The organism is Streptomyces sp. MspMP-M5, from assembly GCF_000373585.1.
Taxonomy (GTDB): domain Bacteria; phylum Actinomycetota; class Actinomycetes; order Streptomycetales; family Streptomycetaceae; genus Streptomyces.
In genome coordinates, this window is the sequence record NZ_KB891885.1 from 207,791 (window position 1) to 232,818 (window position 25,028).

General features: G+C 73.4%; 24 protein-coding genes. 6 read left to right on the forward strand and 18 right to left on the reverse strand.

From position 1 onward, the window contains the following. Positions 1-92 precede the first annotated feature (92 nt). The 3 genes from guaB to B073_RS0113915 form a co-directional block, all read right to left on the reverse strand. Entirely contained in the window at positions 93-1,595 is a 1,503-nt protein-coding gene (guaB, locus tag B073_RS0113905; RefSeq protein ID WP_018538708.1) for an IMP dehydrogenase, read from the reverse strand. A 192-nt stretch (positions 1,596-1,787) separates the two neighbouring features. Beyond that, a complete protein-coding gene (locus tag B073_RS0113910; protein WP_018538709.1) occupies positions 1,788-2,363 on the reverse strand; it encodes a sigma-70 family RNA polymerase sigma factor in 576 nt (191 codons plus the stop codon). A 279-nt stretch (positions 2,364-2,642) separates the two neighbouring features. Then, positions 2,643-3,254, reverse strand: coding sequence for a response regulator transcription factor (locus tag B073_RS0113915; protein ID WP_003948568.1), 612 nt, complete (start codon positions 3,252-3,254; stop codon positions 2,643-2,645). 382 nt (positions 3,255-3,636) lie between these two features. Between B073_RS0113915 and B073_RS0113920 the strand changes: the two genes are divergently transcribed. Continuing rightward, the gene (locus B073_RS0113920) at positions 3,637-3,969 is read left to right on the forward strand and encodes a WhiB family transcriptional regulator (RefSeq protein WP_018538710.1); all 333 of its coding nucleotides are present in this window, start codon (positions 3,637-3,639) and stop codon (positions 3,967-3,969) included. Positions 3,970-4,158: 189 nt separating this feature from the next. On the opposite strand, the gene B073_RS0113925 is transcribed toward B073_RS0113920, so the two are convergent. Next, complete coding sequence (locus B073_RS0113925; protein WP_026247360.1) at positions 4,159-5,070, reverse strand: LysR family transcriptional regulator; 912 nt, start codon at positions 5,068-5,070, stop codon at positions 4,159-4,161. Between the two features lie 78 nt (positions 5,071-5,148). Here B073_RS0113925 and B073_RS0113930 point away from each other — a divergent pair, with 78 nt between their 5' ends. After that, positions 5,149-5,856, forward strand: coding sequence for an MOSC domain-containing protein (locus tag B073_RS0113930; RefSeq protein WP_106731854.1), 708 nt, complete (start codon positions 5,149-5,151; stop codon positions 5,854-5,856). A 179-nt stretch (positions 5,857-6,035) separates the two neighbouring features. Here the strand turns inward: B073_RS0113930 and B073_RS0113935 are convergent, their stop codons facing one another. Beyond that, complete coding sequence (locus tag B073_RS0113935) at positions 6,036-6,809, reverse strand: SDR family NAD(P)-dependent oxidoreductase (protein WP_018538713.1); 774 nt, start codon at positions 6,807-6,809, stop codon at positions 6,036-6,038. Positions 6,810-7,338: 529 nt separating this feature from the next. On the opposite strand from B073_RS0113935, the gene B073_RS0113940 reads away from it, so the two are divergent. Beyond that, entirely contained in the window at positions 7,339-8,325 is a 987-nt protein-coding gene (locus B073_RS0113940; RefSeq protein WP_420706439.1) for a hydroxyacid dehydrogenase, read from the forward strand. A 375-nt stretch (positions 8,326-8,700) separates the two neighbouring features. On the opposite strand, the gene groL is transcribed toward B073_RS0113940, so the two are convergent. Then, complete coding sequence (gene groL / locus B073_RS0113945; protein ID WP_018538715.1) at positions 8,701-10,326, reverse strand: chaperonin GroEL; 1,626 nt, start codon at positions 10,324-10,326, stop codon at positions 8,701-8,703. A gap of 135 nt (positions 10,327-10,461) precedes the next feature. After that, positions 10,462-10,770 (reverse strand): co-chaperone GroES, encoded by a 309-nt coding sequence (gene groES / locus B073_RS0113950; protein ID WP_018538716.1) that lies wholly within the window; start codon positions 10,768-10,770, stop codon positions 10,462-10,464. 467 nt (positions 10,771-11,237) lie between these two features. On the opposite strand from groES, the gene B073_RS0113955 reads away from it, so the two are divergent. Both B073_RS0113955 and B073_RS0113960 read left to right on the forward strand, forming a co-directional pair. Then, a complete protein-coding gene (locus B073_RS0113955) occupies positions 11,238-12,671 on the forward strand; it encodes an FtsW/RodA/SpoVE family cell cycle protein (protein ID WP_037811696.1) in 1,434 nt (477 codons plus the stop codon). A 61-nt stretch (positions 12,672-12,732) separates the two neighbouring features. After that, a complete protein-coding gene (locus B073_RS0113960; RefSeq protein WP_018538718.1) occupies positions 12,733-13,929 on the forward strand; it encodes a class I SAM-dependent methyltransferase in 1,197 nt (398 codons plus the stop codon). A 30-nt stretch (positions 13,930-13,959) separates the two neighbouring features. On the opposite strand, the gene B073_RS0113965 is transcribed toward B073_RS0113960, so the two are convergent. From B073_RS0113965 to tsaB, 4 genes are all read right to left on the reverse strand, one after another. After that, entirely contained in the window at positions 13,960-14,328 is a 369-nt protein-coding gene (locus tag B073_RS0113965; protein WP_018538719.1) for a hypothetical protein, read from the reverse strand. A gap of 96 nt (positions 14,329-14,424) precedes the next feature. Then, on the reverse strand, positions 14,425-15,594 hold the full coding sequence (gene tsaD / locus B073_RS0113970) for a tRNA (adenosine(37)-N6)-threonylcarbamoyltransferase complex transferase subunit TsaD (RefSeq protein WP_018538720.1): 1,170 nt from the start codon (positions 15,592-15,594) through the stop codon (positions 14,425-14,427). Positions 15,595-15,596: 2 nt separating this feature from the next. Beyond that, the gene (gene rimI / locus B073_RS0113975; protein ID WP_086023791.1) at positions 15,597-16,070 is read right to left on the reverse strand and encodes a ribosomal protein S18-alanine N-acetyltransferase; all 474 of its coding nucleotides are present in this window, start codon (positions 16,068-16,070) and stop codon (positions 15,597-15,599) included. Between the two features lie 47 nt (positions 16,071-16,117). Then, positions 16,118-16,777, reverse strand: a complete 660-nt coding sequence (gene tsaB, locus B073_RS0113980) for a tRNA (adenosine(37)-N6)-threonylcarbamoyltransferase complex dimerization subunit type 1 TsaB (RefSeq protein ID WP_018538722.1) — start codon at positions 16,775-16,777, stop codon at positions 16,118-16,120. A 135-nt stretch (positions 16,778-16,912) separates the two neighbouring features. On the opposite strand from tsaB, the gene B073_RS0113985 reads away from it, so the two are divergent. Further along, positions 16,913-17,491 carry a hypothetical protein gene (locus B073_RS0113985; protein WP_018538723.1) on the forward strand — a complete coding sequence of 193 codons (579 nt, stop codon included), beginning with the start codon at positions 16,913-16,915 and terminating at the stop codon, positions 17,489-17,491. 35 nt (positions 17,492-17,526) lie between these two features. Here B073_RS0113985 and B073_RS0113990 read toward each other — a convergent pair whose 3' ends face one another. The 7 genes from B073_RS0113990 to glmS all read right to left on the reverse strand — a co-directional run bounded on the left by B073_RS0113990 (position 17,527) and on the right by glmS (position 25,022). Further along, positions 17,527-17,841 carry a hypothetical protein gene (locus B073_RS0113990; protein ID WP_018538724.1) on the reverse strand — a complete coding sequence of 105 codons (315 nt, stop codon included), beginning with the start codon at positions 17,839-17,841 and terminating at the stop codon, positions 17,527-17,529. A gap of 188 nt (positions 17,842-18,029) precedes the next feature. Beyond that, on the reverse strand, positions 18,030-18,566 hold the full coding sequence (gene tsaE, locus B073_RS0113995; RefSeq protein ID WP_018538725.1) for a tRNA (adenosine(37)-N6)-threonylcarbamoyltransferase complex ATPase subunit type 1 TsaE: 537 nt from the start codon (positions 18,564-18,566) through the stop codon (positions 18,030-18,032). Positions 18,567-18,636: 70 nt separating this feature from the next. After that, positions 18,637-19,956, reverse strand: coding sequence for an alpha/beta fold hydrolase (locus B073_RS0114000; RefSeq protein ID WP_018538726.1), 1,320 nt, complete (start codon positions 19,954-19,956; stop codon positions 18,637-18,639). Beyond that, positions 19,953-21,152: an alanine racemase gene (gene alr / locus B073_RS0114005; protein ID WP_018538727.1), complete on the reverse strand. Its 1,200-nt coding sequence runs from the start codon at positions 21,150-21,152 to the stop codon at positions 19,953-19,955. The genes B073_RS0114000 and alr overlap by 4 nt, the downstream gene beginning before the upstream one ends. A 126-nt stretch (positions 21,153-21,278) precedes the next feature. After that, positions 21,279-22,709: a bifunctional ADP-dependent NAD(P)H-hydrate dehydratase/NAD(P)H-hydrate epimerase gene (locus tag B073_RS0114010; RefSeq protein WP_026247362.1), complete on the reverse strand. Its 1,431-nt coding sequence runs from the start codon at positions 22,707-22,709 to the stop codon at positions 21,279-21,281. Between the two features lie 92 nt (positions 22,710-22,801). After that, complete coding sequence (locus B073_RS0114015; RefSeq protein ID WP_018538729.1) at positions 22,802-23,170, reverse strand: holo-ACP synthase; 369 nt, start codon at positions 23,168-23,170, stop codon at positions 22,802-22,804. 4 nt (positions 23,171-23,174) lie between these two features. Next, the gene (gene glmS / locus B073_RS0114020) at positions 23,175-25,022 is read right to left on the reverse strand and encodes a glutamine--fructose-6-phosphate transaminase (isomerizing) (protein ID WP_026247363.1); all 1,848 of its coding nucleotides are present in this window, start codon (positions 25,020-25,022) and stop codon (positions 23,175-23,177) included. Between the last annotated feature and the right edge of the window lie 6 nt (positions 25,023-25,028).

Sequence of the window (25,028 nt, forward strand, 5' to 3'; positions counted from 1 at the left end):
GCCTTCCTACGGATACGCCCCCAGTATCCCCGACGGGGAAGACTGGGGGCGCATCCGGCCGCCACTCGGCGAAGCAGACCTCGGGGAGGCCGTCAGCTCCGCGCGTAGTTCGGCGCCTCGGTCACCATCTGGACGTCGTGCGGGTGGCTCTCCTTCAGGCCCGCCGCGGTGATCCGCACGAACCGGCCCTTCTCCTTGAGCTCGGGGATGTCGGCGGAGCCGACGTAGCCCATGGAGGCGCGCAGACCACCGACGAGCTGGTGCGCGACCGACGCCAGCGGGCCGCGGTAGGGCACCTGGCCCTCGATGCCCTCCGGCACCAGCTTGTCCTCGGACAGGACGTTGTCCTGGAAGTAGCGGTCCTTCGAGAACGACCGGGCCTGGCCGCGCGACTGCATCGCACCCAGCGAACCCATGCCGCGGTACGACTTGAACTGCTTGCCGTTGACGAAGACCATCTCGCCCGGCGACTCCTCGCAGCCGGCCAGCAGCGAGCCCAGCATCACGGTGTCCGCACCGGCCGCGATCGCCTTGGCGATGTCGCCGGAGTACTGCAGACCGCCGTCGCCGATCAGCGGCACGTCCGCCGCGTGGCACGCCTGCGCGGCCTCGTAGATCGCGGTGACCTGCGGGACGCCGATACCGGCGACCACCCGCGTGGTGCAGATCGAACCGGGACCCACGCCGACCTTCACACCGTCCACACCGGCGTCGATCAGCGCCTGGGCACCGTCACGGGTGGCGACGTTGCCACCCACGACATCGACGTTGATGTTGGACTTGACCTTGGCGATCATGTCGAGGATGCCGCGGCTGTGGCCGTGCGCACTGTCGATGACCAGGAAGTCCGCGCCCGCCTCGACCAGCGCCTGCGCCCGGTCGTACGCAGCGTCGCCGACACCCACCGCGGCGCCGACGATCAGCCGGCCCTCGGCGTCCTTCGCGGCGTTCGGGTACTTCTCCGCCTTGACGAAGTCCTTGACGGTGATCAGGCCCTTGAGCACACCCGCGTCGTCGACCAGCGGCAGCTTCTCGATCTTGTGCCGGCGCAGCAGCTCGATGGCGTCCTCGCCGGAGATGCCGACCTTGCCGGTGACCAGCGGCATCGGCGTCATGACCTCGCGCACCTGGCGGCTGCGGTCCATCTCGAAGGCCATGTCGCGGTTGGTCACGATGCCCAGCAGCTTGCCCGCGCCGTCGGTGACCGGCACCCCGCTGATCCGGAACTTCGCGCACAGCGCGTCCGCCTCGGTCAGCGGCGCGTCCGGCCGGACCGTGATCGGGTCGGTGACCATCCCGGACTCGGAGCGCTTGACCAGGTCGACCTGGTTGGCCTGGTCCTCGATCGACAGATTGCGGTGCAGCACGCCCGCGCCGCCCTGACGCGCCATGGCGATCGCCATCCGCGCCTCGGTGACCTTGTCCATGGCGGCCGAGAGCAGCGGGATGTTCACCCGGACGTTCCGCGAGACGCGGGACGCGGTGTTCACGGCGTTGGGCAGCACCTCGGACGCGCCGGGCAGCAGCAGCACATCGTCGTATGTCAGCCCGAGCATGGCGAATTTGGCGGGCATACCCTCGACGTTGTCACTCATGACACCTTCCCCAATGCTCTTGCCTCAGCGCGGACTCCCATGCTAACGGCCTCGTAGAGTGTCCCAACCCACGAGCCATGAGGGGCTCATCACTCGTACGTTCCTACGGCGACTTCCCGCCGCGGACCGGCCTACGGGACGGCTGGGACGGCGACACCGACGGCACACCGGAACACCGCGCCGCTCCACGGACTACTGCTCGGCGAGCGCCCGCAGCCTGCTCAGGGCCCGGTGCTGGGCGACCCGCACCGCACCGGGCGACATCCCCAGCATCTGCCCGGTCTCCTCGGCCGTCAGCCCGACCGCCACCCGCAGCAGGACCAGCTCCCGCTGGTTCTCCGGCAGATTGGCCAGCAGCTTCTTGGCCCATTCGGCATCGCTGCTCAGCAGCGCCCGCTCCTCGGGCCCCAGCGAGTCGTCCGGCTGCTCGGGCATCTCGTCCGACGGCACGGCCGTGCTGCCCGGATGCCGCATCGCGGCCCGCTGGAGATCGGCGACCTTGTGACCGGCGATGGCGAAGACGAACGCCTCGAAGGGCTTCCCGGTGTCGCGGTAACGGGGCAGCGCACACAGCACCGCCACACAGACCTCCTGCGCGAGGTCCTCGACGAAGTGCCGGGCATCGCCGGGCAACCGGGAGAGCCGGGTACGGCAGTAGCGCAGGGCCAGGGGGTGGACGTGCGCCAGCAGGTCGTGAGTGGCCTGCCGGTCGCCCTCGACGGCACGTGCGACGAGAGCGCCGATCTCCTGCTTCCCGTCATCGCGCATCGGTCCATGGTGCCTTGACGCCGAACGATCCGCGGCATCAGGTCCACGCTTGTGCGCTGAAGCGTTGTGCGCGGCAGGTGCGCCGGCTGTCATCTCCTGCGCCCTCCCCTCGTGCCCGACCGACCCGTCCCCGAGGAACTCCATGCCTCAAGCATGCGGCACCGCGCGGCGAATCGGGTCGCCGTGGCACCGGGCGGCGTGCGGGGCCTCATGCCGCCCCGCCCGCCACAGGGCGGGCGGGGATCTTCACTCCCCCGCATCGCCGCACGTCACAACGGTTCAGCGGACCAGACCCCAGCGGAAGCCGAGCGCCACCGCGTGCGCCCGGTCGGAGGCGCCGAGTTTCTTGAACAGCCGTCGCGCGTGCGTCTTGACCGTGTCCTCGGAGAGGAACAGCTCACGTCCGATCTCCGCGTTCGACCGGCCGTGGCTCATGCCCTCCAGCACCTGGATCTCCCGGGCGGTGAGGGTCGGCGCGGCACCCATCTCGGCGGACCGCAGCCGGCGCGGGGCGAGCCGCCACGTCGGGTCGGCCAGGGCCTGGGTCACCGTCGCGCGCAGCTCGGCACGCGAGGCGTCCTTGTGCAGATAGCCGCGGGCGCCGGCGGCGACCGCGAGCGCCACCCCGTCCAGATCCTCGGCCACCGTCAGCATGATGATCCGGGCACCGGGGTCGGCGGACAGCAATCGGCGCACGGTCTCGACACCGCCGAGGCCGGGCATCCGCACGTCCATCAGAATCAGGTCCGAGCGATCGGCCCCCCAGCGGCGGAGGACCTCCTCGCCATTGGCCGCGGTGGTCACGCGCTCGACGCCGGGCACGGTTGCTACCGCCCGTCGGAGCGCCTCTCGGGCAAGCGGGGAGTCGTCGCAGACGAGGACGGAAGTCATGACCGCCCTCCGCAGCTGATGCGCGTCACCTTGAGCCTCCAGGCTGGTACGTATCGTCACCTGGGCGATCGACGAACTCCTCGGACACCTGCCCGAGGGCTACCTCTGCCAACCGCCTCCGCACACTCAACGACGGTCACTCGAAAGAGTTACGGCTTCCGCGACCGAGTTCAGCACGCTCCGTGAGGAGCCGGATACGCAAACGTCTCGCTGAGCAGCCGGCATCCGCGCGTGCACCCTATGCCCTATTTGGCTCTGTTTCTTCCATTTTCGCGTTGACTGCGGCTAGATTCGCAATGAGTCATATTTACATCTACTTAGACAGTAGATGTAACGTCGTGAAGACCGAGCCCGAAACGCATCGCTTCCGAGGGGACAAGCAATGGCAGATTTCTCCCGCCTCCCGGGCCCGAACGCAGACCTCTGGGACTGGCAGTTGCTCGCCGCCTGCCGCGGCGTGGACAGCTCGCTCTTCTTCCACCCCGAGGGCGAGCGAGGGGCGGCCCGCAGCGCGCGGGAGGCATCGGCGAAGGAGGTCTGCATGCGCTGCCCGGTGCGGGCCCAGTGCGCGGCGCACGCGCTGGCCGTCCGCGAGCCCTACGGCGTATGGGGCGGCCTCACCGAGGACGAGCGCGAGGAACTCATGGGACGGGCCCGCCACCGGATGGTCCCGGCGAGTTCCCTGCCCGGGCACGCGACCATGCCGGGCGCCTGACCGACAGCCCCGATCATCGTTCGCAGAAACGTTCCTGCAGCTAGTGGGCCGGCGCGGCGGCAAACGTGCGCGCAGGCATCCGCCCCTCAAGATCCGCACTGCTCAAGATCCGCACCGCCCGCGGCCCCGCCCGGCGCCGCGTCCCCGCGTACTCCGCCGCGTCCCCCGCCCCTCCGGGACCGGCGGCGGTCAGCGTCCCGCGGCGCCCGCGAGTTGGTCGAGCATCGCGCCGACCGCCGGCACATGCGCCAGATCCGGCAGGGTGAGCGCGACGATCTCACGGTGCACGGCGGGCTCCATCCGCACCGTCGCCGCACCCTTGGGCCGTACCGACTCCAGGGTCAGCTGGGGCAGCGCGGCGACCCCCAGGCCCGCGCCGACCAGGCCGATCACCGCCGGATAGTCGTCGGTCGCGAAGTCGATCCGCGGGGTGAAACCGGCGCGTTCACAGACCTCGACGAGATGGGTGCGGCACCGCGGGCAGCCCGCGATCCACGGCTCGTCGGCCAGGTCCGCGAAGCACGCGGTGCCGGCCCGCGCCAGCCGGTGCCCCTCCGGCACCAGGCCGACCAGCCGGTCCGCCAGCACCGGCCGGACCACCAGGTCCTCCCACTCCGCCCCGGCCGACGGGTCCGCGCCGCGCACCTCCGGATAACGGAAGGCCAGCGCGATCTCGCACTCGCCGTTGCGCAGCAGGTCGATCGAGCGCGGCGGCTCGGCCTCGTCCAGCGACACCCGGACGCCGGGGTGCGCGGCCCGCATCCTGGCCAGCGCCGTCGGCACCAGCGTCGAGCTGCCCGACGGGAACGACACCAGCCGCACCCGCCCCGCCCGCAGCCCCGCGATGGCCGCGACCTCGTCCTCGGCGGCGGTGAGCCCGGCCAGGATGCCGGCCGCGTGCCGGACCAGTGCCTCGCCGGCCTGCGTCAGCCGCATCTCGCGGCCGGCGCGCACCAGCAGCGGGGTGCCGGCGGACTGCTCCAGGGCCTTCATCTGCTGGCTGACCGCGGGCTGGGTGCAGCCCAGCTCCCGCGCCGCGGCGGAGAAGGAACCGGTCCGGGCGACGGCGCGCAGCACGCGGAGATGACGGGCTTCGATCACCCCTTGAGCATAAGCGATACTTGGATAGATCGTAAAAAATAGCGCGACTACTTTTGATCTATGTCCTACCGTGCGCTCATGGATGCGACGCTGCTGACCGTGAACATCGGGCGGGCCACCCCCTCCGCCCACACCTCCGCCGAGCGCGGGACGGGCATCGACAAGCGGCCCGTGGACGGTCCCGTCGCGGTGGCCGCCCCCGGCCCCAAGGGCACCGCCGGCAGCGGCCTCGCGGGCGACACGGTGGTCGACCTGCGCCACCACGGCGGCGACGACCAGGCCGTCTACGCCTACGCGCGCGAGGACCTCGACGACTGGCAGCGGGAGCTGGACCGCGAACTGACCAACGGCGTCTTCGGCGAGAACCTCACCACCGCCGGCCTGGACGTCACCGGCGCCCGGGTCGGCGAACGCTGGCGGGTCGGCCCGGAGGTGCTACTGGAGGTCACCTCGCCGCGGATCCCCTGCCGGACGTTCCAGGGCTGGCTGGACGAGCGCGGCTGGATCAAGCGGTTCACCGAGGCGGCGGTGCCCGGCGCGTATCTGCGCGTACTGGAGGCCGGCGAGATCCGGGCCGGTGACACCGTACGCGTCGAACACCGCCCCGGCCACGACGTCACCATCGGCCTGATGTTCCGCGCCCTGACCACCCGCCGCGAACTACTGCCGCGCCTACTGGACGCGGGCGAGGCCCTGCCCCAGGAGGCCCGGGCAACGGCGACGAAGTACATGGGGCGGGCGGTGTACGCGGAGCGGGCAGAGTACGCGGAGCGGGCGGCGGGCTGACGGGGCGGGCCAGAGGGGCGGCGGGGGTAGAGGGAACGGCGCGGGTAGAGGGAACAGCGGGAGGCGCCGGACTCCGTCCCGAACTCGCCGCCCCCGAGCCGCAGTTGACCGCAGTCGTCCGCAATTCGCCGCAACTGGCCGGAGTTGGGGCGGTCGGCGACGGTTGGCAGCGGCGGTCGCTACCTGGGGCCGTACTTCCGGCCCGTACGCGAGGTGAGGCCGCCGAGCAGCCCGCGCGGCGCCAGCTTCACGGCGCCCATCAGGGCCTTGTAGCGCGGGTCCGGAATGGACAGGGACTTGCCGCGGGCCAGGTCCTTCATGGCGGCGTCCACAAGATTGTCCGCGTCCAGCCACATCCAGCCCGGGATGTTGTCGGTGCCCATCCCGGCCCGCTGGTGGAACTCGGTCCGTACGAAGCCGGGGCACAGCGCCATCAGCCGCACCCCGCTGCCGGCCAGGTCGCGGGCGGCGCCCTGGGTGAACTGCACGACCCACGCCTTGCTCGCGCCGTAGGTGCCGCGCGGGACGAATGCCGCGACCGACGCCACGTTGACCACCGCGCCGCGCCGGCGCTCGCGCATCCCGCGCACCCCGGCCGTGGTCAGCCGCAGCACCGCCTCGCAGTGCACCTTGAGCATCGCCAGTTCGTCGGCCATCGGGACGTCGAGGAACTCGCCCTTGTTGCCGAAGCCGGCGTTGTTGACCAGCAGGTCCACCGGGCGCTTGGCATCCGTAAGGCGCGCCTCGACGGCGGCGATCCCCTCGTCGGTCGCCAGGTCGGCGCTCAGCACCTCCGCCTCGATCCCGTGACGGTCGTGCAGTTCGGTGGCCTGCGCCCGGAGACGCTTCTCGTCGCGGGCGACCAGCACCACGCTGTGGCCGTTGCCCGCGAGCCGGCGGGCGAACGCGGCGCCGATGCCGGCGGTCGCTCCTGTGATCAGTGCAGTCGTCATACCGGAACCGTAGCGGGGGGCCTGGGACTTGCCGCGTTGTGGTGGCGGTGCGTTGTCCCTTCCACCCACCCTGGCGGCCCTCTCCGCCGGTCCCGCCCGACCGTCCACAGCACCGCCCACCCTCCCACTCGCCCGCACTCACTCGACTACAATCAGTAACGGAGTAGGGAACTCCTCACGCACCGTAATTCGTTGCCGAAACAAGAAGGAGGCGGCGGCCCACCGGCAGCAGGCAGCAAGCACACGAGCGAGCAAGCACACGCGCGAGCAAGCACACAGGCAGCGGGCACACGAGCGAGCACACGTCCGCCGGGAAGCATGCGGACGGGCGGCGGAAGTGCCTTCAGGCGCCAGGAAGCATGCGGACGGGCGGCGGGAAAAGCATGCAGCCGCCAGGAAGCATGCGGGAAGCACGGGACGGGGAACGGGAAGGGGAAGGGGAAGCGGGGGTCGGAGGAGGGGGCAAGAGATGCACCGACCAGTGCAGTCGCGTCCGTCGTGCCCGTCGCGCCCATCTGTGCTCCTGGCCATGGCGCCGGGGATGGCCGAGCGGTTGCTCGGGCAGCCGCAGCGCGACCGGCTGGAGAGGCTGGCCCGGACGGACCCGCGGGTCGTCGCGCACCGATGGGACGCGCCGGGGCCCGGCGTGGCCGCCGCGCTCGCCGAGGCGGAGGTGTTGTTCACCTGCTGGGGCGCGCCGGTACTGACGGCAGAGGTGCTGGCCGCGGCGCCGCGGCTGCGGGCCGTCGTGCACGCGGCCGGGTCCGTCAAACACCATGTCACCGACGCCTGCTGGGCGCGGGGCATCGCGGTCAGCTCGGCCGCGGGGGCCAACGCGCTGCCGGTCGCGGAGTACACACTGGCCGCGATCCTCTTCGCCAACAAGCGCGTACTGCACGCCGCCCACCGCTACCGCACCCTGCGCGCGCCGCACGACTGGCTGCGCGAGCTGGACGGCGCCGGCAACCACGGCCGGACCGTCGGGATCGTCGGCGCGTCCCGGATCGGCCGGCGGGTCGTCGAACTGCTGCGCCCATTCGCGCTGCGGGTGCTGCTGTACGACCCGTACGTGGACGAGGAGGACGCGGGGCGGCTGGGCGTGGAGCGGGTTCCGCTGACGGAGCTGTGTGCGGGGAGCGACGTCGTCAGCGTGCACGCGCCGGAGGTGCCGGCCACCCGGCATCTGATCGGCGGGCGCGAGCTGGCGCTGATGCCGGACGGAGCGACGCTGGTCAACACCTCCCGCGGTTCGCTGGTGGACGAGGCGGCGCTGGTCGCCGAGTTGCGCAGCGGGCGGCTCTCCGCGGTGCTCGACGTCACCGAGCCCGCGCTCCCGGCCGCGGACTCCCCGCTGTACGAGCTGCCGAACGTGCTGCTCACCCCGCATGTCGCCGGGTCGCTGGGGACCGAGCTGCACCGGATGGCCGACCATGCGCTCGACGAGCTGGAGCGGTACGCACAGGGGCTGCCGTTCGCAGATCCGGTGCGATGGGAGGGGCTGGGGCACTCCGCCTGACCTGACGGGAGACGTCAGAAGCGGATGGGACGTCAGTAGCGGACGGGACGCCAGAAGCGGATGGGACGTCAGAAGCGGACGGGAGGTCAGAAGCGGACGGGACGTCAGTAGCGGACGGGACGTCAGGCCCGGCACAGACAGGACGTCGGGAGAGGTGAGCGGACAGGACCTCAGGAACGGTCCCGGGGGGCAGGACCTCAGGAACGGTCCGGGAACGGTCCGGGAACGGTCCGGGAACGGTCCGGGAACGGTCCGGGGGGGGCAGGGCATCGGGAACGGGCCGGGCAGCAGAAACGGGCGAGGCCCGGTCCGCTCGGGGAGCGGGCCGGGCCTCGTCGGGTGCCGGCGCGGGGGCGGCCGGCGGGAAAGCGCGGGTCAGTGCGCGTGGCCGTGACCGTGGCCGGCCGCGGCGGGCTCCTCCTCTTCCTTCTTCTCGACGACCAGTGTCTCGGTCGTGAGCAGGAGGGAGGCGATGGAGGCGGCGTTCTCCAGGGCGGAGCGGGTGACCTTGACCGGGTCGATGACGCCGGCCTTGACCAGGTCGCCGTACTCGCCGGTGGCGGCGTTGAAGCCGTTGCCCTTGTCGAGCTCGGCCACCTTGGCGGTGATCACGTAGCCCTCCAGGCCGGCGTTCTCCGCGATCCAGCGCAGCGGCTCGACGGCGGCGCGGCGGACCACGGCGACACCGGTGGCCTCGTCGCCGTCCTTGCCGAGGTTGCCGTCCAGGACCTTGACGGCGTGGACGAGGGCGGAGCCACCACCGGAGACGATGCCCTCCTCGACCGCGGCGCGGGTCGCGGAGATGGCGTCCTCCAGGCGGTGCTTCTTCTCCTTGAGCTCGACCTCGGTGGCCGCGCCGACGCGGATCACGCAGACGCCGCCGGCGAGCTTGGCCAGGCGCTCCTGGAGCTTCTCGCGGTCCCAGTCGGAGTCGGTGGTCTCGATCTCGGACTTGATCTGGGCGACGCGGCCGGCGACGTCCTCGGAGTTGCCGCCACCGTCGACGAGGGTGGTGTCGTCCTTGGTGACGGTCACCCGGCGGGCGGTGCCGAGCACCTCGAGGCCGACCTGGTCGAGCTTGAGGCCGACCTCCTCGGCCACCACGGTGGCGCCGGTGAGAGTGGCCATGTCGCCGAGCATCGCCTTGCGGCGGTCGCCGAAGCCGGGGGCCTTGACGGCCACCGCGTTGAAGGTGCCGCGGATCTTGTTGACGACGAGGGTCGACAGGGCCTCGCCCTCGACGTCCTCGGCGATGATCAGCAGCGGCTTGGAGGCGTTCGCCTGGATGATCTTCTCGAGCAGCGGCAGGAGGTCCTGGATGGAGGAGATCTTGCCCTGGTGGATCAGGATGTAGGGGTCGTCGAGGACGGCCTCCATGCGCTCCTGGTCGGTGACCATGTAGGGCGAGAGGTAGCCCTTGTCGAAGGCCATGCCCTCGGTGAAGTCCAGCTCCAGGCCGAAGGTGTTGGACTCCTCGACGGTGATCACACCGTCCTTGCCGACCTTGTCCATCGCCTCGGCGATCAGCTCGCCGACCTGCGGGTCCTGGGCGGACAGCGCGGCGACGGCGGCGATGTCGGCCTTGTCGTCGATCGGGCGGGCGGTCGCCAGCAGGTCGTCGGAGACGGCCTTGACGGCGGCGTCGATGCCCTTCTTCAGGGCGGCCGGGGAAGCACCCGCGGCGACGTTGCGCAGCCCCTCGCGGACCAGTGCCTGGGCCAGCACGGTGGCGGTGGTGGTGCCGTCACCCGCGATGTCGTTGGTCTTGGTGGCCACCTCCTTGACGAGCTGGGCGCCGAGGTTCTCGTACGGGTCCTCGACCTCGACCTCGCGGGCGATGGTGACACCGTCGTTGGTGATGGTCGGGGCGCCGAACTTCTTGTCGATGACGACGTTGCGGCCCTTGGGGCCGATGGTGACCTTGACGGTGTCGGCCAGCTTGTTGACGCCGCGCTCAAGGGCGCGACGGGCGTCCTCGTCGAACTTCAGGATCTTCGCCATGGGTGCTTCAAGTCCTCTCGTTGCGATCGTCGGCCTCGCCGCCGTGACCGCTTTCGCTCAAACGAACTGCGCCCCTGCCCCGGGTCGGTGAGAACGCGGGAACCAGGGGCGCAGATCAGGGCAAATCCGGGTGACTTACTTCTCGACGATCGCGAGCACGTCGCGAGCCGAGAGGACGAGGTACTCCTCGCCGCTGTACTTCACCTCGGTGCCGCCGTACTTGCTGTAGAGCACGACGTCGCCGACCTGGACGTCGAGTTCGACGCGCTTGCCGTCCTCGAAGCGACCCGGACCGATCGCCAGGACGACGCCCTCCTGGGGCTTCTCCTTCGCGGTGTCCGGAATGACCAGGCCCGAGGCCGTGGTCTGCTCGGCGTCGAGCGGCTGGACCACGATGCGGTCCTCGAGCGGCTTGATGGCAACCTTGGAGCTGGCGGTCGTCACGATCCGACCTCCCCCTTCGGAGATCTCACGGGGTTAACTGTCTGAGGTGGCGACCAGGTGGATCCGTCGTCGCGGGTGCCGGACCTGCCCGTCGCTGTGTTGGCACTCCCCAACGGAGAGTGCCAACGCTGAGACTATGACGCGGTTAGCACTCGGTCAAGCGGAGTGCTAGGGCCTGTCGCTCGGGGCGCCCCCGGAGGGCGGGCGGGAGTCCGGTGGCGGGCCCCGGCGGGCCGGAGGCGCGTACCGTGTCTGCTGCCGGTGGCCGGGCGTGGATTCCGACACACCTCCCGCCCTGGCGGCAACCGTGCCCGCGGCCGCCCCCGTCTAGTCCCAGGGACCGCCGACCACCGGGCCACGACCCGGCCGCCCCGCGGCCCTGACCCATCGATGGCGGAGGAACCGTGCGTGGACTGACCAGCGCTCCCCTGGATTCCGGGGGACCGGAGAGCGACGCCGAACGCACCATGACGTTCACCGCGCTGGCCCATGCCCCGAACCGCCGGCGCACCGAGGCACTGCTGCTCGGCTTCGTCGTGCTGATCACCGTCTTCGGCTACGCCTACACCGAGCTGTCGATGAACGGGCGGCTCCCGGGCGGGCTGGCCGGCTTCGCGCTGAGCGTCTTCTTCATCGCGCTGGTGCCGCACCTGGTCGTCCGGCGGTTCGCGCCGCGCGCCGATCCGCTGATCCTGCCGCTGGCGACGCTGCTGACCGGGATCGGGCTGGTGCTGCTGCACCGGCTGGACATCACCTACGCGGCGAAGCCCCGGCTGAAAATCGCCCAGGCGGCGACCGGGCAGCTGGTGTGGACGGTCATCGGGGTCGCGGTCTGCATCGTGATCCTGATGGTGCTGCGCAACCACCGGCTGCTGCAGCGCTACATCTATCTGACGATGGCGGTCGCGCTGGTGCTGCTGATGGCGCCGGCGTTCTTCGGCGCGGACCAGTTCGGCGCCAAGCGCTGGATCCTGCTCGGGCCGCTGTCGCTGCAGCCCGGCGAGTTCGTGAAGATCATGATCGTGGTGTTCTTCGCGGGCTATCTGACCGTCAACCGCGACGCGCTGGCGCTGACCGGGCGCCGGGTGATGGGCATGCAGCTGCCGCCGGGCCGGCAGCTCGGGCCGATCTTCACGATCTGGGTGATCAGCCTGCTGGTGCTGGTCTTCGAACGTGACCTGGGCACCTCGCTGATCTTCTTCGGCGTCTTCGTGATCATGCTCTACATGGCGACCGAGCGGACCAGCTGGGTGGTCTGCGGTCTGGCCATGGCGGTGGTCGGCGCCGGCGTCGTCGGCTCCATCGAACCGCACGTCAAGGGCCGGGTGATGGCCTGGCTGCACCCGATGGACATCTTCCTGCCGGCGAACCAGCGGCCGCCGGGCCTGATCTCCGACCAGGCGGCCCAGGCGCTGTTCAGTTTCGGCAGCGGCGGGATAGGCGGCTCCGGGCTCGGCCAGGGCCACCCCGAGCTGATCGGCTTCGCCGGGAACAGCGACTTCATCCTCACCACCGTCGGCGAGGAGCTGGGCCTGGCCGGGGTGATGGCCGTCCTGGTGCTCTACGCGCTGCTGGCCCAGCGCGGGCTGCGGGTGGGGCTGACCGCCCGCGACCCGTTCGGCAAGCTGCTGGCGGTCGGGCTCGCCGGGGCGCTGCTGCTCCAGGTCTTCGTCGTCACCGGTGGCGTCACCGGCCTGATCCCGCTGACCGGCAAGGCGCTGCCGTTCCTCGCCAAGGGCGGTTCGTCACTGGTCGCGAACTGGGTGATGGTGGCGGTGCTGCTGCGGATCAGCGACAGCGCCCAGCAGCGGCGGGAGCCGGTCCGGCCGGCGGCGCCGCGGCCGGACGCGGACGCGACGCAGCGGGTGCCGCGGGTCGCCGGGCCGGCGTCCGGGGCCTGACCGCGGCCGCCGCGACCGGCCTGCGGGCCAGTCCGCGGACCGGTCCGGCCACTGGCCCACAATGGTGCGGGTGACCGACCTCGACACCTTCTCCGCGCTGCTCGCCCCCGAGGGGCAGGAACTGCTGGCCGTCCTGCGGGACCACGATCCGGCGGACGAGCTGGCGGCCGCCACCCGGCTGCGCCGCGACCATCCCGCGCCGCTGGTCTCCGCGGCGCTCGGGCAGGCGCGGCTGCGGCAGCGGGCGGCCGCGAAGTTCGGCGCGGACGCCGCGCGGATGTACTTCACCCCCAACGGCGTCGAGCAGTCCACCCGTGCCACGGTCGCCGCCCATCGCGCCGCCCGGCTCGCCGCGCTCGGCGTGCGGTCCCTGGCCGACCTGTGCTGCGGGATCGGGGGCGACGCGCTGGCGCTGGCCCGGGCCGGGATCCGGGTGCTGGCCGTGGACCGCGATCCGCTGGCCTGCGCGGCGGCCCGGGCGAACGCCGGGGCGCTGGGTCTGGCGGACCTGATCGAGGTGCGCTGCACGGACGTCACGGAGGTCGACACCGCCGGCTACGACGCGGTGTTCGTGGACCCGGCGCGGCGCAAGGGGGTCCGCGGTGGCCGCGTGTTCGATCCGGAGGCGTATGCGCCGCCGCTGTCCTGGGCGGTCGGGGCGGCGCGTTCGGCGCCGTACGCGGCGTTGAAGATCGCGCCGGGGGTGCCGCACGAGGCGCTGCCCGAGGACGCCGAGGCGGAGTGGATCTCCGATGCGGGGGACGTGAAGGAGGCCGTCCTGTGGTTCGGTACGGGCCGGGGCGGCGCCCGCCGGGCCACCCTGCTGCCGGCCGGCGACTCCCTGGTGGGCGCCGGTCTCCCCGATCCCGAGCCGGGCCCCGTGGGCGACTGGCTCTACGAGCCCGACGGTGCGGTGATCCGCGCCCATCTGGTCGCCGATGTCGCGGAGCGGGTCGGCGGGCGGCTGATCGACCCGACGATCGCCTATGTGACGGCGGACCGGCTGGTGCCGACGCCGTATGCCACTGCCTACGCGGTCACCGACGTGCTGCCGTTCAACGTCAAGAAGCTGCGGGCGCTGCTGCGGGAGCGCGCGGTGGGCGTCGCGGTGATCAAGAAGCGCGGGTCAGCGGTGGAGCCGGAGGAGCTGCGGAAGAAGCTCCGGCTCGCCGGGCCGCGCTCCTGCACGGTCTTCCTCACCCGGGTCGCGGGGGCGCCCACGATGCTGCTGGGGCATCCCGCCGGGGAGCGCGCCTGACGGCCGCTCGGGCGGGGTCGGTCAGGGCACTCAGGCCAGGTCGGTCAGCTCGTCGGCGTAGACCTGGGAGAGCGGCTGCGGGCCCACGTACTGCTGGCAGGCGCACTGCCGGGCCTCGTACCGGACGGGGCGGTCGTCGGCGTCCCAGGCGACGGCGGTCCGCACCTCCTCGTGGCACCTGCCCTGCTTGTCGTGCTTGGCGAGGTGGTGCTCGCAGCCGCACACCGGGGCGGGCGGCCGGTCGGCGGTCTCCAGGGCCAGGCGCTCCTCACGGCGCGCCTCGATGAGGGCCAGTTTGCGCTGGTGCCGGGTCTTCAGCGCCGTGCGGACCACGCGGCGCGCCCGGGAGCCGGCGTAGAGGGCCGGCCCGGCCAGAAAGTAGAGATACCACCAGTGCACCGCGCCGTCCCCCGTCGTCCCCGGTCTGCGAACGGGGCGGCTCCCCGCGCCCCGGCCCTCAGGATAAGGCGTCGCGCGGGGATTCCTCCGAGCCCCCTACGAGTAGAGGTTGTCCTTGCTCAGCTCGTGGAAGTGGTCGTGGTCGTGCGCGGGTCCGTGGCTGTGACCGTGGCCGTGGTCATGGCCGTCGCCGGGCCCGTGGGGGTGCGCGTCCGGGTCGGGGACGTGGGTCTCGGTGACCGGCAGCGAGGAGTCGGCGGAGAGGTCCCAGGCGGACGCCGGGCGGTTGCGGGCCACCATCTCGGCGCCGAGGGCCGCGACCATCGCGCCGTTGTCGGTGCACAGCTTGGGGCGCGGTACCCGCAGCCGGATGCCGGCGTCCGCGCAGCGGCGCTCGGCCATCGCCCGCAGCCGGGAGTTGGCCGCCACCCCGCCGCCGATCATCAGGTGGTCCACGCCGTTGTCCTTGCAGGCCCGGACGGCCTTGCGGGTCAGGACGTCGACGACCGCCTCCTGGAAGGACGCCGAGACGTCCGCGACGGGGATGTCCTCGCCGGCCGCCCGCCGGGCCTCGATCCAGCGGGCCACGGCGGTCTTCAGGCCGGAGAAGGAGAAGTCGTAGGCGGCGTCGCGGGGGCCGGTCAGGCCGCGCGGGAAGCGGATCGCCTCGGGGTCGCCGTCGCGGGCCATCCGGTCGATGACGGGGCCGCCGGGGAAGCCGAGGTCGAGCACCCGCGCCACCTTGTCGAACGCCTCGCCGGCCGCGTCGTCGATGGTGGCGCCCAGCGGCCGGACGTCGGAGGTGATGTCGGGGGCCAGCAGCAGCGAGGAGTGTCCGCCGCTGACCAGCAGGGCCATCGTCGGCTCCGGCAGCGGGCCGTGCTCCAGCTGGTCGACGCAGATGTGCGAGGCGAGGTGGTTGACGCCGTAGAGCGGCTTGCCGAGGGCGTAGGCGTACGCCTTGGCGGCCGAGACGCCCACGAGCAGGGCGCCGGCCAGGCCGGGGCCGGCGGTGACCGCGATGCCGTCGAGGTCGGAGGCGGCGACCCCGGCGTCCTTCAGGGCGCGCTGGATGGTGGGGACCATCGCCTCCAGGTGGGCGCGGGAGGCCACCTCGGGCACCACCCCGCCGAAGCGGGCGTGCTCGTCGACGCTGGAGGCGACCGCGTCGGCGAGGAGGGTGTGGCCGCGCACGATGCCGACACCGGTCTCGTCGCAGGAGGTCTCGATGCCGAGGACGAGCGGTCCGCCGCGGGAGTCAGCCATGTTCACGTTCCTTGTACGGAGGGTGCTTCGGAGGAGGTCTGGGAGGGGCGGCGCATGACCAGCGCGTCGACGTTGCCGGGCTGGTAGTAGCCGCGGCGGAAGCCGATCGGCTCGAAGCCGAAGCGCTCGTAGAGGCGCTGGGCGCGGGCGTTGTCGACGCGCACCTCCAGCAGCACCTCGTGGCATTCGAAGTCGGTGGCGGCGGCGAGCAGCGCGGTCAGCAGCCGGCCGCCGAGGCCGGTGCCCCACTGGTCGCGGGCGGTGGCGATGGTCTGGATGTCGCCGGTGCCGTCGATCGCGGCCAGCCCGCCGTAGCCGACGATCTGGGCCTCGGCCTCGGCCACGAGGTAGCGCCGGTTGGCCAACGGGCCGCGGGCGTGGGCGAGTTCGGACCAGAACATCCCCGGCGACCAGGCGTCCTCGGGGAAGAGGGCGCGCTCCAGCGCCAGCACCGGCTCCACGTCCCACCAGCGCATCTCCCGCAGTTCGGCGTGCGGGGACGGGCCGGTCGCGTCGGGCCCGCTCACTTCGGCGTGACCACCTTGTAGTTGGCCGGCACCTGGGCGTCGGGACGGCGCAGGTACAGCGGCCGCGGCGGCAGGAGCTCCTCGCCGGCGGCCAGCTTCGCGGCGGCCAGGCCGGCCAGCGCGGCGGCCGACTGGTGCGCGGGGCCGTCCCGGAGGACGCCGGTGAAGACGGTGTCGTAGAGCAGCGCGCCGGCGCCCACGGCGGGGACCCCGGCGACGTCGTCGGCGAGGTCGGCGGGGCGGTCCACGGCCGGGTCGGTGAGCCGGGTCCGCGCGTCGCCGTAGCGGGCCCAGTAGACCTCCTTGCGGCGGGCGTCGGTGGCCACGACGAAGGGGGCGGTGAGCCCGGAGGCGTAGGCGATGCCGTCGAGCGAGCACAGGCCGTGGACGGGCACGTCCAGCGCCGCCCCGAAGGTGGTGGCCGTCACCAGCCCCACCCGCAGCCCGGTGTACGGGCCGGGGCCCACGCCGACGACGATGTCGGTGACCTCGGCGAGCTTGTGCCCGGCCTCGGCCAGTACCCGGTCGACGGCGGGCAGCAGGAGTTCGCCGTGCCGGCGCGCGTCCACCTCCCCGGCGGCGGCGAGGGTGCGGGTGCCGTCGTGGAGCGCGACGGTGACGGCGGGGGTGGCGGTGTCAAGAGCTAGCAGCAGCACGCCTTAAAGACTACGGCGCGGCCGGCGGTGCCCGTCGCGGTGCTACCGTCGGTCCCCGGCCGGCCTGGTCGGCCCCGTCCAGCACAGCCAGCCTCCCCGCCCGCGGGCGGGGGCGTACCGAAAGGTGGCACCGCGGTGCCCGCTAAGAGCAGCACGATCGTCACCGGTCTCACCGCGGCCGCCCTGGTCGCGATCGGCGTGCTCGGCTTCCAGGCGTCCGCCTCCGCCTCCGGTCCGCTGACCCCGGTCCGGGGCGACGCCCGGTCGGCCGGCGAGCAGCCCGCCGCCGGCGGCGGGCACGACAAGCAGGACAAGCCGCCGGCCCCGGCCCCGGTCCCGGCGCAGTCGGGCACCGGCAAGCGCGTGGTCTACGCGCTGGGTGCCAAGCGGGTCTGGCTGGTCGGCGCGGACGGCGCCGCGCAGCGGACGTTCGCGGTGGCGCCGAGCGCGGTGAGCCCGCTGCCGGGGACGTACCCGGTCACCTCGCGGTCGGTGAGCGTGACCGGCTCGGACGGGGTGGCGGTCGAGCACGTGGTGCGGTTCGCCGCCGTCGACGGCGTGGTCGTCGGTTTCAGCGCGGCGGTCGACGGCTCCACGCCGACGCCGGGCGGTGCGCACGCGAAGAAGACCGGCGGCATCCGGGAGTCGCGCGAGGACGGCGCGGCACTGTGGGACTTCGCGGTGCGCGGGGTGAAGGTCGTCGTGGTGCGCTGAGCCCATCGCCGTCCCGGCCGCTTCGCCCCTGTGGGTTACGCGGCGTCGCGTCCCGGAGTGGACGGCCGGCCCGTGGGCCGGGTGCCGCCGCGTGCCTCGGTCGCCCCGGGGTTCTCCGCCGCGCCGTTCTCGCCGTTCTCGTCCTTCGGCTCCACCGCGCCGTTCCGTTTCTCCGCGCGGGAGTCCTTCGCGGTGTCGGGCGGGGTGGAGACGGCGCTGGCCGCGGCGCCGGCCGCGAGCAGTTCGTTCATCGTCGGCGGGGTCTTGCGCGCGTCCTCGGCGCGCCGGGCCGCCGCGACGGGACCGCCCGCGCGCCGTGCGGGCGGGGGTGAGGGCTGGTGGGGGGACATGGACGCCTCCCGGGCTCCTGGGGCAAGCGACTGAGGTCAGGCTCTACTTAGGCACACCTAACCAGGGCTCTCGCACCCATGTGACCACGCCCGGGCCCCCGGATGCAACATCTTGCCGACGGCCTGTCGGAAACTACCGCGGCGGATGGCCCGGCAAGGGCCCCTATGCCCCGTTCGTCCGCAGATCGTCAGCAGATCTCCAGCTCCCCGAGGCCGGCATCCGCCCAGCGCGCACCGACCCCGGTGACCGTCACCTCGCGGACGTCGTCGGCGTCCTCCTCGGGGTGCCCGTCGAGCCCACCGGGTGCATCAGCTCCGACCGCCCGCCCGATGACGACGTGCAGCCGGTCCTCCGCCAGTTCCTCGACCTTGCCCTCGCCCCACTCGACGACCACCACCGACTCCGGCAGCGAGACGTCGAGGTCCAGGTCCTCCATCTCGTCCAGGCCGCCACCGAGGCGGTAGGCGTCGACGTGCACCAGCGCCGGGCCGCCGGTGAGCGACGGATGCACCCGGGCGATCACGAAGGTCGGCGAGGTCACGGCGCCCCGCACCCCCAGGGCCTCGCCCAGGCCGCGGGTGAGCGTCGTCTTGCCCGCGCCCAGCTCGCCGGTGAGCAGCACCAGGTCGCCGGGGCGCAGCAGCGGCGCCAGGCGGCGGCCCAACTCCTGCATCTGGTCGGGGGACTTGACGGTTACGCGGGCGGTGGCGCCAGTGGTGCTCATGCCGCAAATGGTACGGCGCGGACGGGCCCGCGGTCCCGTACCGGGCCCGGGAGCGGCGCCCGGGTCCGGCTCAGGCCCGCGCGCCGCGCGACCGGCGGGCCGCCGCGCCCACCCGCTCCACCAGCGCCACCAGGTGGTCGTTGACCAGCTCGGGCCGCTCCAGCATCACCAGGTGCCCGGCCTCCGGGACGCACACCAGCTCCGCGTCGGGCAGCACCTCGGCGATGGTGCGGCTGTGCTCGGCCGGGGTGATCAGGTCCTTCTCGCCGGCGAGCACCAGCGCGGGCACCGCGTCGTACGCCACCAGCGCCTCGGTCTTGTCGTGCACCGCGAACGCCGGGAAGAACTCGGCGACCACGTCGATCGGCGTGGCCTCGATCAGCCGCTCCCCGAACCGCGCGATCGCCGGGTCCACGTCCTGGGTGCCGAAGGAGTAGCGCTTGATCAGCCCGGCGAAGAGATCGGCGGTGGCCCGCCGCCCGCGCTCGACGATCTCGCTCTGCCGGCCCAGCGCCTTGAGCACCCCCGGCGCCAGCCAGTGGAACGCCTTGGAGCCCATCGACGGCAGCCCGAACCCGACCTCGCTCAACCGGCCCGCGGACGTCCCGATCAGCGCCACGCCGACCACCCGCTCCGCGACGTACTCGGGGAACTGGTCGGCCAGCGCCATCACCGTCATCCCGCCCATGGAGTGCCCGACCAGCACGATCGGCCCCTCGGGCACCGCGGCGTCCAACACCGCCTTCAGGTCCCGGCCCAGCAGGTCGATGGTGACCGGTTCGGTGCCGTCGATCTGGCCGTGGCCGCGGCCCGAGCGGCCGTGGCTGCGCTGGTCCCAGTGGACGGTGCGCAGTGCGCCACGGAGTGCGGCGCGCTGGAAGTGCCAGGAGTCCTGGCTCAGGCAGTAGCCGTGGCTGAAGACCACCGTGGGGGCCGGGGAGCGCCGCCCCAGGGCTGCCATGAGGCGCCTGTGCAGCCCGCTCCGGGCCTCCTGGGCGGCCCGGGCCTGCTTGCCGGCCCGCCCGCCCTTCGTGCCGTTGACGACCGTCCTGCCGCCCTTGGGGGCCTTGGGCGCCGGGCCGTCCGTCACCTCGTCGACCTCGTAGTACAGCTCGGTGCCGTCCTCGGCGATCGCCGCGCCGGGGGTGCCGCGCAGGGTGCCGTAGGGGCCGGACGCGTCCAGCGCCAGCCGGGCCCGGCGGCGCATCCCCCGGCCGACCGTCAGCCGCTCTATGGCCACCCCGGCCGCCGCACCCGCCGCGACCACGCCGATCGCCAGGCCCGCGATGCCCGCCTGGCGGCCCGCCCGGGCCCAGTTCCCGGCCGCCTCCGCGGCGGTCTCCACGGCCGTCTCCACGGCGTGCGCCGCCGCCTCGGTGCCGTCGGTCATGCCACACCCCCCGTGCGCGCGGTGTCGTCCTCTCTGCGGCCCCCGGTCTGGGCGGGCACCTCGCTGTCCACATAGACGCGCGGCACCCGCTTGCCGATCCGCGTGACGATCTCGTACCCGATCGTGCCGGCCGCCCGCGCCCAGTCCTCCGCGCTCGGCTCGCCGCGGTCGCCGGGCCCGAACAGCACCGCCTCGTCGCCGGCCTCGGCGTGGTCGCCGCCCAGATCGACGACGAACTGGTCCATTGCCACCCGCCCGGCGACCGTCCGCCACTTCCCCGCGACCAGCACCGGGCCGGTGCCCGAGGCGTGCCGCGGGATGCCGTCGGCGTACCCCAGCGGGACCAGCGCCAGCGTCGTCTCCCCCGGTGTCGTGTAGTGGTGCCCGTACGAGACCCCGTGCCCGCCCGGCGCCCGCTTGACCGACGCCAGGGACGCCGCCAGTGTCATCACCGGCCGCAGCCCGAAGTCCGCCGGCGTGCCGACCTCGGGGCTGGGCGAGACGCCGTAGACCCCGATCCCGCTGCGGACGAGGTCGAAGTGGGCCTCGGGGAGGGTGAGCAGCGCCGGGGTGTTGGCGATGTGCCGCACCTCGGGGCGCAGCCCGGCCGCCTCGGCGACCGCCAGCGCCCGGCGGAACTCCGTCAGCTGGGCGGCGATCGAGGGGTGCCCGGGCTCGTCGGCGCAGGCGAAGTGCGACCAGACGCCGGTGACCGTGAGCAGGCCCTCGGCCTCGGCGGCGCGGGCGGCGGCGGTCAGCTCCGTCCAGTCCGCGGGCTGGCAGCCGTTGCGGCCCAGCCCGGTGTCGATCTTGAGCTGCACGCGGGCGGCGCGGCCGCAGGCGCGCGCGGCGTCCGCGACCTCCCGCAGCGCCCACATGCCGCTCACCGAGACGTCGACGTCCTGCTCGATCGCCCGGGCCCAGGGGCCGCCGGGCGTCCACAGCCAGCACAGCAGCCGGCCGGTGTCGCCGGCCGCGCGCAGCTCCAGCGCCTCCTCGGGGAGCGCCGTGCCCAGCCAGGGCGCACCGGCCTCCCGGGCGGCGCGGGCGCAGCGGATCGCGCCGTGGCCGTAGGCGTCGGACTTGACGACCACCATCAGCTGCGCCCCGGGGGCGAGGTTGCGCAGTGCGCGGACGTTCGACCGCACGGCGGCGAGGTCGATGGCGGCACGGGCTCGCTTCGCTGTCTCGTTCATCCCCCTCAGTGTCGCAGGCGAGGCGCTCCGCCGGCCGCCTTCCCGCGTTGTGGTGGCGGCGCGGTTCGCATTCCGCCGGCGCCGGCCGGCCCGTGCTGCCCCCTGCAGACGGCCCTCGGACACGCCCTACGCCAGCACGTTCGCCCACGCCTCGCGCAGTGCGCCGGCGACCTCCGAGGCGGCGATCGGCTCGCCGTGCGGAGCGGCCGCGTGGCGGCCCGCGAGGCCGTGCAGATAGGCGGCCACCGAGCCCGCGTCGCGCGGCGCGAGGCCCGCGGCGAGCAGCGAACCGGCGAGGCCGGAGAGCACATCGCCGCTGCCGGCGGTGGCGAGCCAGCCCGTGCCGGTGGGATTGACCCGCACCGGAACCGCGACGTCCGGATCGGCCACCAGCGTCGTCGAGCCCTTCAGCAGCACCGTCGCCCCGAACCGCCCCGCCAACTCCCGCACGGCCTCCAGCCGCGCCGCCTCGACCTCCTCGCGGCCCCGCCCCAGCAGCGCCGCCGCCTCCCCGGCGTGCGGCGTCAGCAGGGTCCCGGCGGTCCGCCGCCGCACCCCCTCGGGCGTCAGGAACCGCAGCCCGTCGGCGTCCACCAACACCGGGACGTCCGCCGCCAGTACGTCGTCCAGCGCCGCCGACTCGTCGCCCAGGCCCGGCCCGACGACCCACGCCTGGACCCGGCCCGCCTTCCGCGGCGGCCCGGCGTGCACCAGCGTCTCCGGGAAGCGCGCCAGCACCGCGTCGGCCGCCGGCCCCACGTACCGCACCGCCCCGGCGCCGCCGCGCAGCGCGCCGGCCACCGCCAGCACCGCCGCCCCCGGATAGCGCGCCGACCCGGCGACCACCCCGACCACGCCCCGCCGGTACTTGTCGCTCTCCGCGGCCGGCCGCGGCAGCAGCTCCGCCACGTCCGCGTGCTGGAGGGCCTCCACGTCGGCGGCGGCCGGCGGGCGCAGGCCGATGTCCACCAGCCGCAGCGCGCCGGCCCGTTCCCGCGCCGGGTCGATCAGCAGGCCCGGCTTGTACGCGCCGAACGTGACGGTGGCGTCCGCCCGGACGGCGTCCCCGGCCACCTCGCCGGTGTCGGCGTCCACGCCGCTCGGCAGGTCCACCGCCACCACGGTCGCCGCCTCCCGGGCCGCGCGGGCGAGCCGGGCGGCCTCCGGGCGCAGCCCGCCGCGGCCGCCGATGCCGACGATGCCGTCCACCACCAGATCGGCCCGGCTAAGGTCGCGCGGCGGGTCGGCCGACACCCGGCCGCCGGCCGCGCGCAGGGCCGCCAGCCCGCCGGCGTGGGCCCGTTCGGGCGCGAGCAGCACGGCGGCCACCCCGGCGCCGCGGCGGGCCAGCCGGGCGCCGGCGTACAGCGCGTCCCCGCCGTTGTCGCCGCTGCCCACCAGCAGCACCACCCGGGAGCCGTACACCCGGCCCAGCAACTCGGCGCAGGCGACGGCCAGTCCGGCCGCGGCCCGCTGCATCAGGGCCCCCTCGGGCAAACGGGCCATCAGCTCCTGCTCGGCGGCCCGCACGGTCTGAACGCTGTAGGCAGTCCTCATGCGGCCAGTCTCACACCGGAGCACGGCCGGGCGGAGCAGCACAGGCCACCGGCCGCCCAGGGCGCTTCTGACGGATCTCCGTCAGAAGCGCCCTACCCCTCGGCGATCACCACCGCCGAGGCCACCCCCGCGTCGTGACTGAGCGACACATGCCAGGACCGCACGCCCAGTTCCTCGGCGCGGGCCGCGACCGTGCCGCGCACCCGCAGCCGCGGCCGGCCGCTGTCCTCCACGTACACCTCGGCATCCGTCCAGTGCAGCCCGCCCGGCGCGCCCAGCGCCTTGGCCACCGCCTCCTTGGCGGCGAACCGGGCGGCCAGCGAGGCGATACCGCGCCGCTCGCCGCTCGGCAGCGTCAACTCCGTCCCGATGAACAGCCGGTGCGCCAGCTCCGGCGTCCGCCGCAGCGCCGCGTCGAACCGGTCGATCTCCGCGACGTCGATCCCCACTCCGATGATCACCCGCTCACTCCACCGTCACGGACTTGGCGAGGTTGCGCGGCTGGTCGACCTCGTTGCCGCGGGCGGTGGCCAGTTCGCACGCGAACACCTGCAGCGGCACGGAGGACACCAGCGGCTGGAGCAGCACCGGCGTCCGCGGGATGCGGACGAGGTGGTCGGCGTACGGGACCACGGCCTCGTCGCCCTCCTCGGCGATGACGATGGTGCGGGCGCCGCGGGCCCGGATCTCCTGGATGTTCGAGACGATCTTGTCGTGCAGGACGGACCGGCCGCGCGGCGAGGGGACCACCACGACGACCGGCAGGTCCTCCTCGATGAGCGCGATCGGGCCGTGCTTGAGCTCACCGGCGGCGAAGCCCTCGGCGTGCATGTACGCCAGCTCCTTGAGCTTGAGCGCGCCCTCCAGCGCCACCGGGTAGCCGACGTGCCGCCCCAGGAACAGCACGGTGTTCTTGTCCGCCAGTGAACGGGCCAGCTCGCGAACCGGCTCCATGGTGCCGAGGACCTGCTGCACCTGCGTGCCGATGGCGGCCAGTTCGCGCACCACGTCCCGGATCTCGTCGCCCCACTTGGTGCCGCGCACCTGCCCGAGGTACAGCGCGACGAGATAGACCGCGACCAGCTGCGTCAGGAACGCCTTGGTGGAGGCCACCGCGACCTCCGGCCCGGCGTGGGTGTAGAGCACCGCGTCGGACTCGCGGGGGATCGTCGAGCCGTTGGTGTTGCAGATGGCCAGCACCCGCGCCCCCTGCTCGCGGGCGTGCCGCAGCGCCATCAGGGTGTCCATGGTCTCGCCGGACTGGCTGATGGCGATCACCAGCGTACGGTCGTCCAGGATCGGGTCGCGGTAGCGGAACTCGCTGGCCAGCTCGGTCTCGCAGGGGATCCGCGTCCAGTGCTCGATGGCGTACTTGGCGATCATCCCGGCGTGGTAGGCGGTGCCGCACGCCACGATGACGACCTTGGTGACCTCCCGCAGCACCGCCGGCGGGATCCGCACCTCGTCCAGCGAGAGCACCCCGGCCGCGTCGACCCGGCCCAGCAGGGTGTCCGCGACCGCCTTCGGCTGCTCGGCGATCTCCTTGAGCATGAAGTAGTCGTAGCCGCCCTTCTCGGCGGCCGAGGCGTCCCAGTCGACGTGGTACGCGCGGACCTCCGCGGGCGCCCCGTCGAAGCCGGTCACCGTCACCCCGTCCCGGCGCAGCTCCACGACCTGGTCCTGGCCGAGCTCGACCGCCTCCCGGGTGTACGCGATGAACGCCGCCACGTCCGAGGCCAGGAACGCCTCGTCCTCGCCGAGGCCCACCACCAGCGGGGAGTTGCGGCGCGCCCCGACGACCACGTCCGGCGCGTCGGCGTGCACCGCGACGAGGGTGAACGCGCCCTCGAGCCGCCGGCACACCTGCCGCATCGACTCGGCCAGTTCGCCGCACGACGAGTACGCCTCGGCCAGCAGGTGCGCGACCACCTCGGTGTCGGTCTCGGACGTCAACGCGTGCCCGCGGTCGGTGAGTTCGGCGCGCAGCGCGGCGAAGTTCTCGATGATGCCGTTGTGGACGACGGACACCCGGCCGGCGTTGTCGAGGTGCGGGTGGGCGTTGGCGTCCGTCGGCCCGCCGTGCGTCGCCCACCGGGTGTGGCCGATGCCCACCGTGCCCGAGGGCAGTGGCCGGTCGGCCAACTCCTTCTCCAGATTGGCCAGCTTGCCGGCCTTCCTGGCCGCGGCCAGGCCGCCGTCGGCCAGCACCGCCACCCCGGCCGAGTCGTAGCCCCGGTACTCCAGCCGCCGCAGCCCGGCCAGCACCACCTCGAGGGCACTCTGCCCACCCACGTATCCCACGATTCCGCACATGGGGGC

Bases quoted from the DNA above. Each gene is read 5' to 3' on its own strand.
- guaB (WP_018538708.1), bottom strand. From the start codon at position 1,595: ATGAGTGACAACGTCGAGGGTATGCCCGCCAAATTCGCCATGCTCGGG.
- B073_RS0113910 (WP_018538709.1), bottom strand. From the start codon at position 2,363: ATGCGCGATGACGGGAAGCAGGAGATCGGCGCTCTCGTCGCACGTGCC.
- B073_RS0113915 (WP_003948568.1), bottom strand. From the start codon at position 3,254: ATGACTTCCGTCCTCGTCTGCGACGACTCCCCGCTTGCCCGAGAGGCG.
- B073_RS0113920 (WP_018538710.1), top strand. From the start codon at position 3,637: ATGGCAGATTTCTCCCGCCTCCCGGGCCCGAACGCAGACCTCTGGGAC.
- B073_RS0113930 (WP_106731854.1), top strand. From the start codon at position 5,149: ATGGATGCGACGCTGCTGACCGTGAACATCGGGCGGGCCACCCCCTCC.
- B073_RS0113935 (WP_018538713.1), bottom strand. From the start codon at position 6,809: ATGACGACTGCACTGATCACAGGAGCGACCGCCGGCATCGGCGCCGCG.
- B073_RS0113940 (WP_420706439.1), top strand. From the start codon at position 7,339: ATGGCGCCGGGGATGGCCGAGCGGTTGCTCGGGCAGCCGCAGCGCGAC.
- groL (WP_018538715.1), bottom strand. From the start codon at position 10,326: ATGGCGAAGATCCTGAAGTTCGACGAGGACGCCCGTCGCGCCCTTGAG.
- B073_RS0113955 (WP_037811696.1), top strand. From the start codon at position 11,238: ATGACGTTCACCGCGCTGGCCCATGCCCCGAACCGCCGGCGCACCGAG.
- B073_RS0113960 (WP_018538718.1), top strand. From the start codon at position 12,733: ATGGTGCGGGTGACCGACCTCGACACCTTCTCCGCGCTGCTCGCCCCC.
- tsaD (WP_018538720.1), bottom strand. From the start codon at position 15,594: ATGGCTGACTCCCGCGGCGGACCGCTCGTCCTCGGCATCGAGACCTCC.
- rimI (WP_086023791.1), bottom strand. From the start codon at position 16,070: ATGCGCTGGTGGGACGTGGAGCCGGTGCTGGCGCTGGAGCGCGCCCTC.
- B073_RS0113990 (WP_018538724.1), bottom strand. From the start codon at position 17,841: ATGTCCCCCCACCAGCCCTCACCCCCGCCCGCACGGCGCGCGGGCGGT.
- tsaE (WP_018538725.1), bottom strand. From the start codon at position 18,566: ATGAGCACCACTGGCGCCACCGCCCGCGTAACCGTCAAGTCCCCCGAC.
- B073_RS0114000 (WP_018538726.1), bottom strand. From the start codon at position 19,956: ATGACCGACGGCACCGAGGCGGCGGCGCACGCCGTGGAGACGGCCGTG.
- alr (WP_018538727.1), bottom strand. From the start codon at position 21,152: ATGAACGAGACAGCGAAGCGAGCCCGTGCCGCCATCGACCTCGCCGCC.
- B073_RS0114010 (WP_026247362.1), bottom strand. From the start codon at position 22,709: ATGAGGACTGCCTACAGCGTTCAGACCGTGCGGGCCGCCGAGCAGGAG.
- glmS (WP_026247363.1), bottom strand. From the start codon at position 25,022: ATGTGCGGAATCGTGGGATACGTGGGTGGGCAGAGTGCCCTCGAGGTG.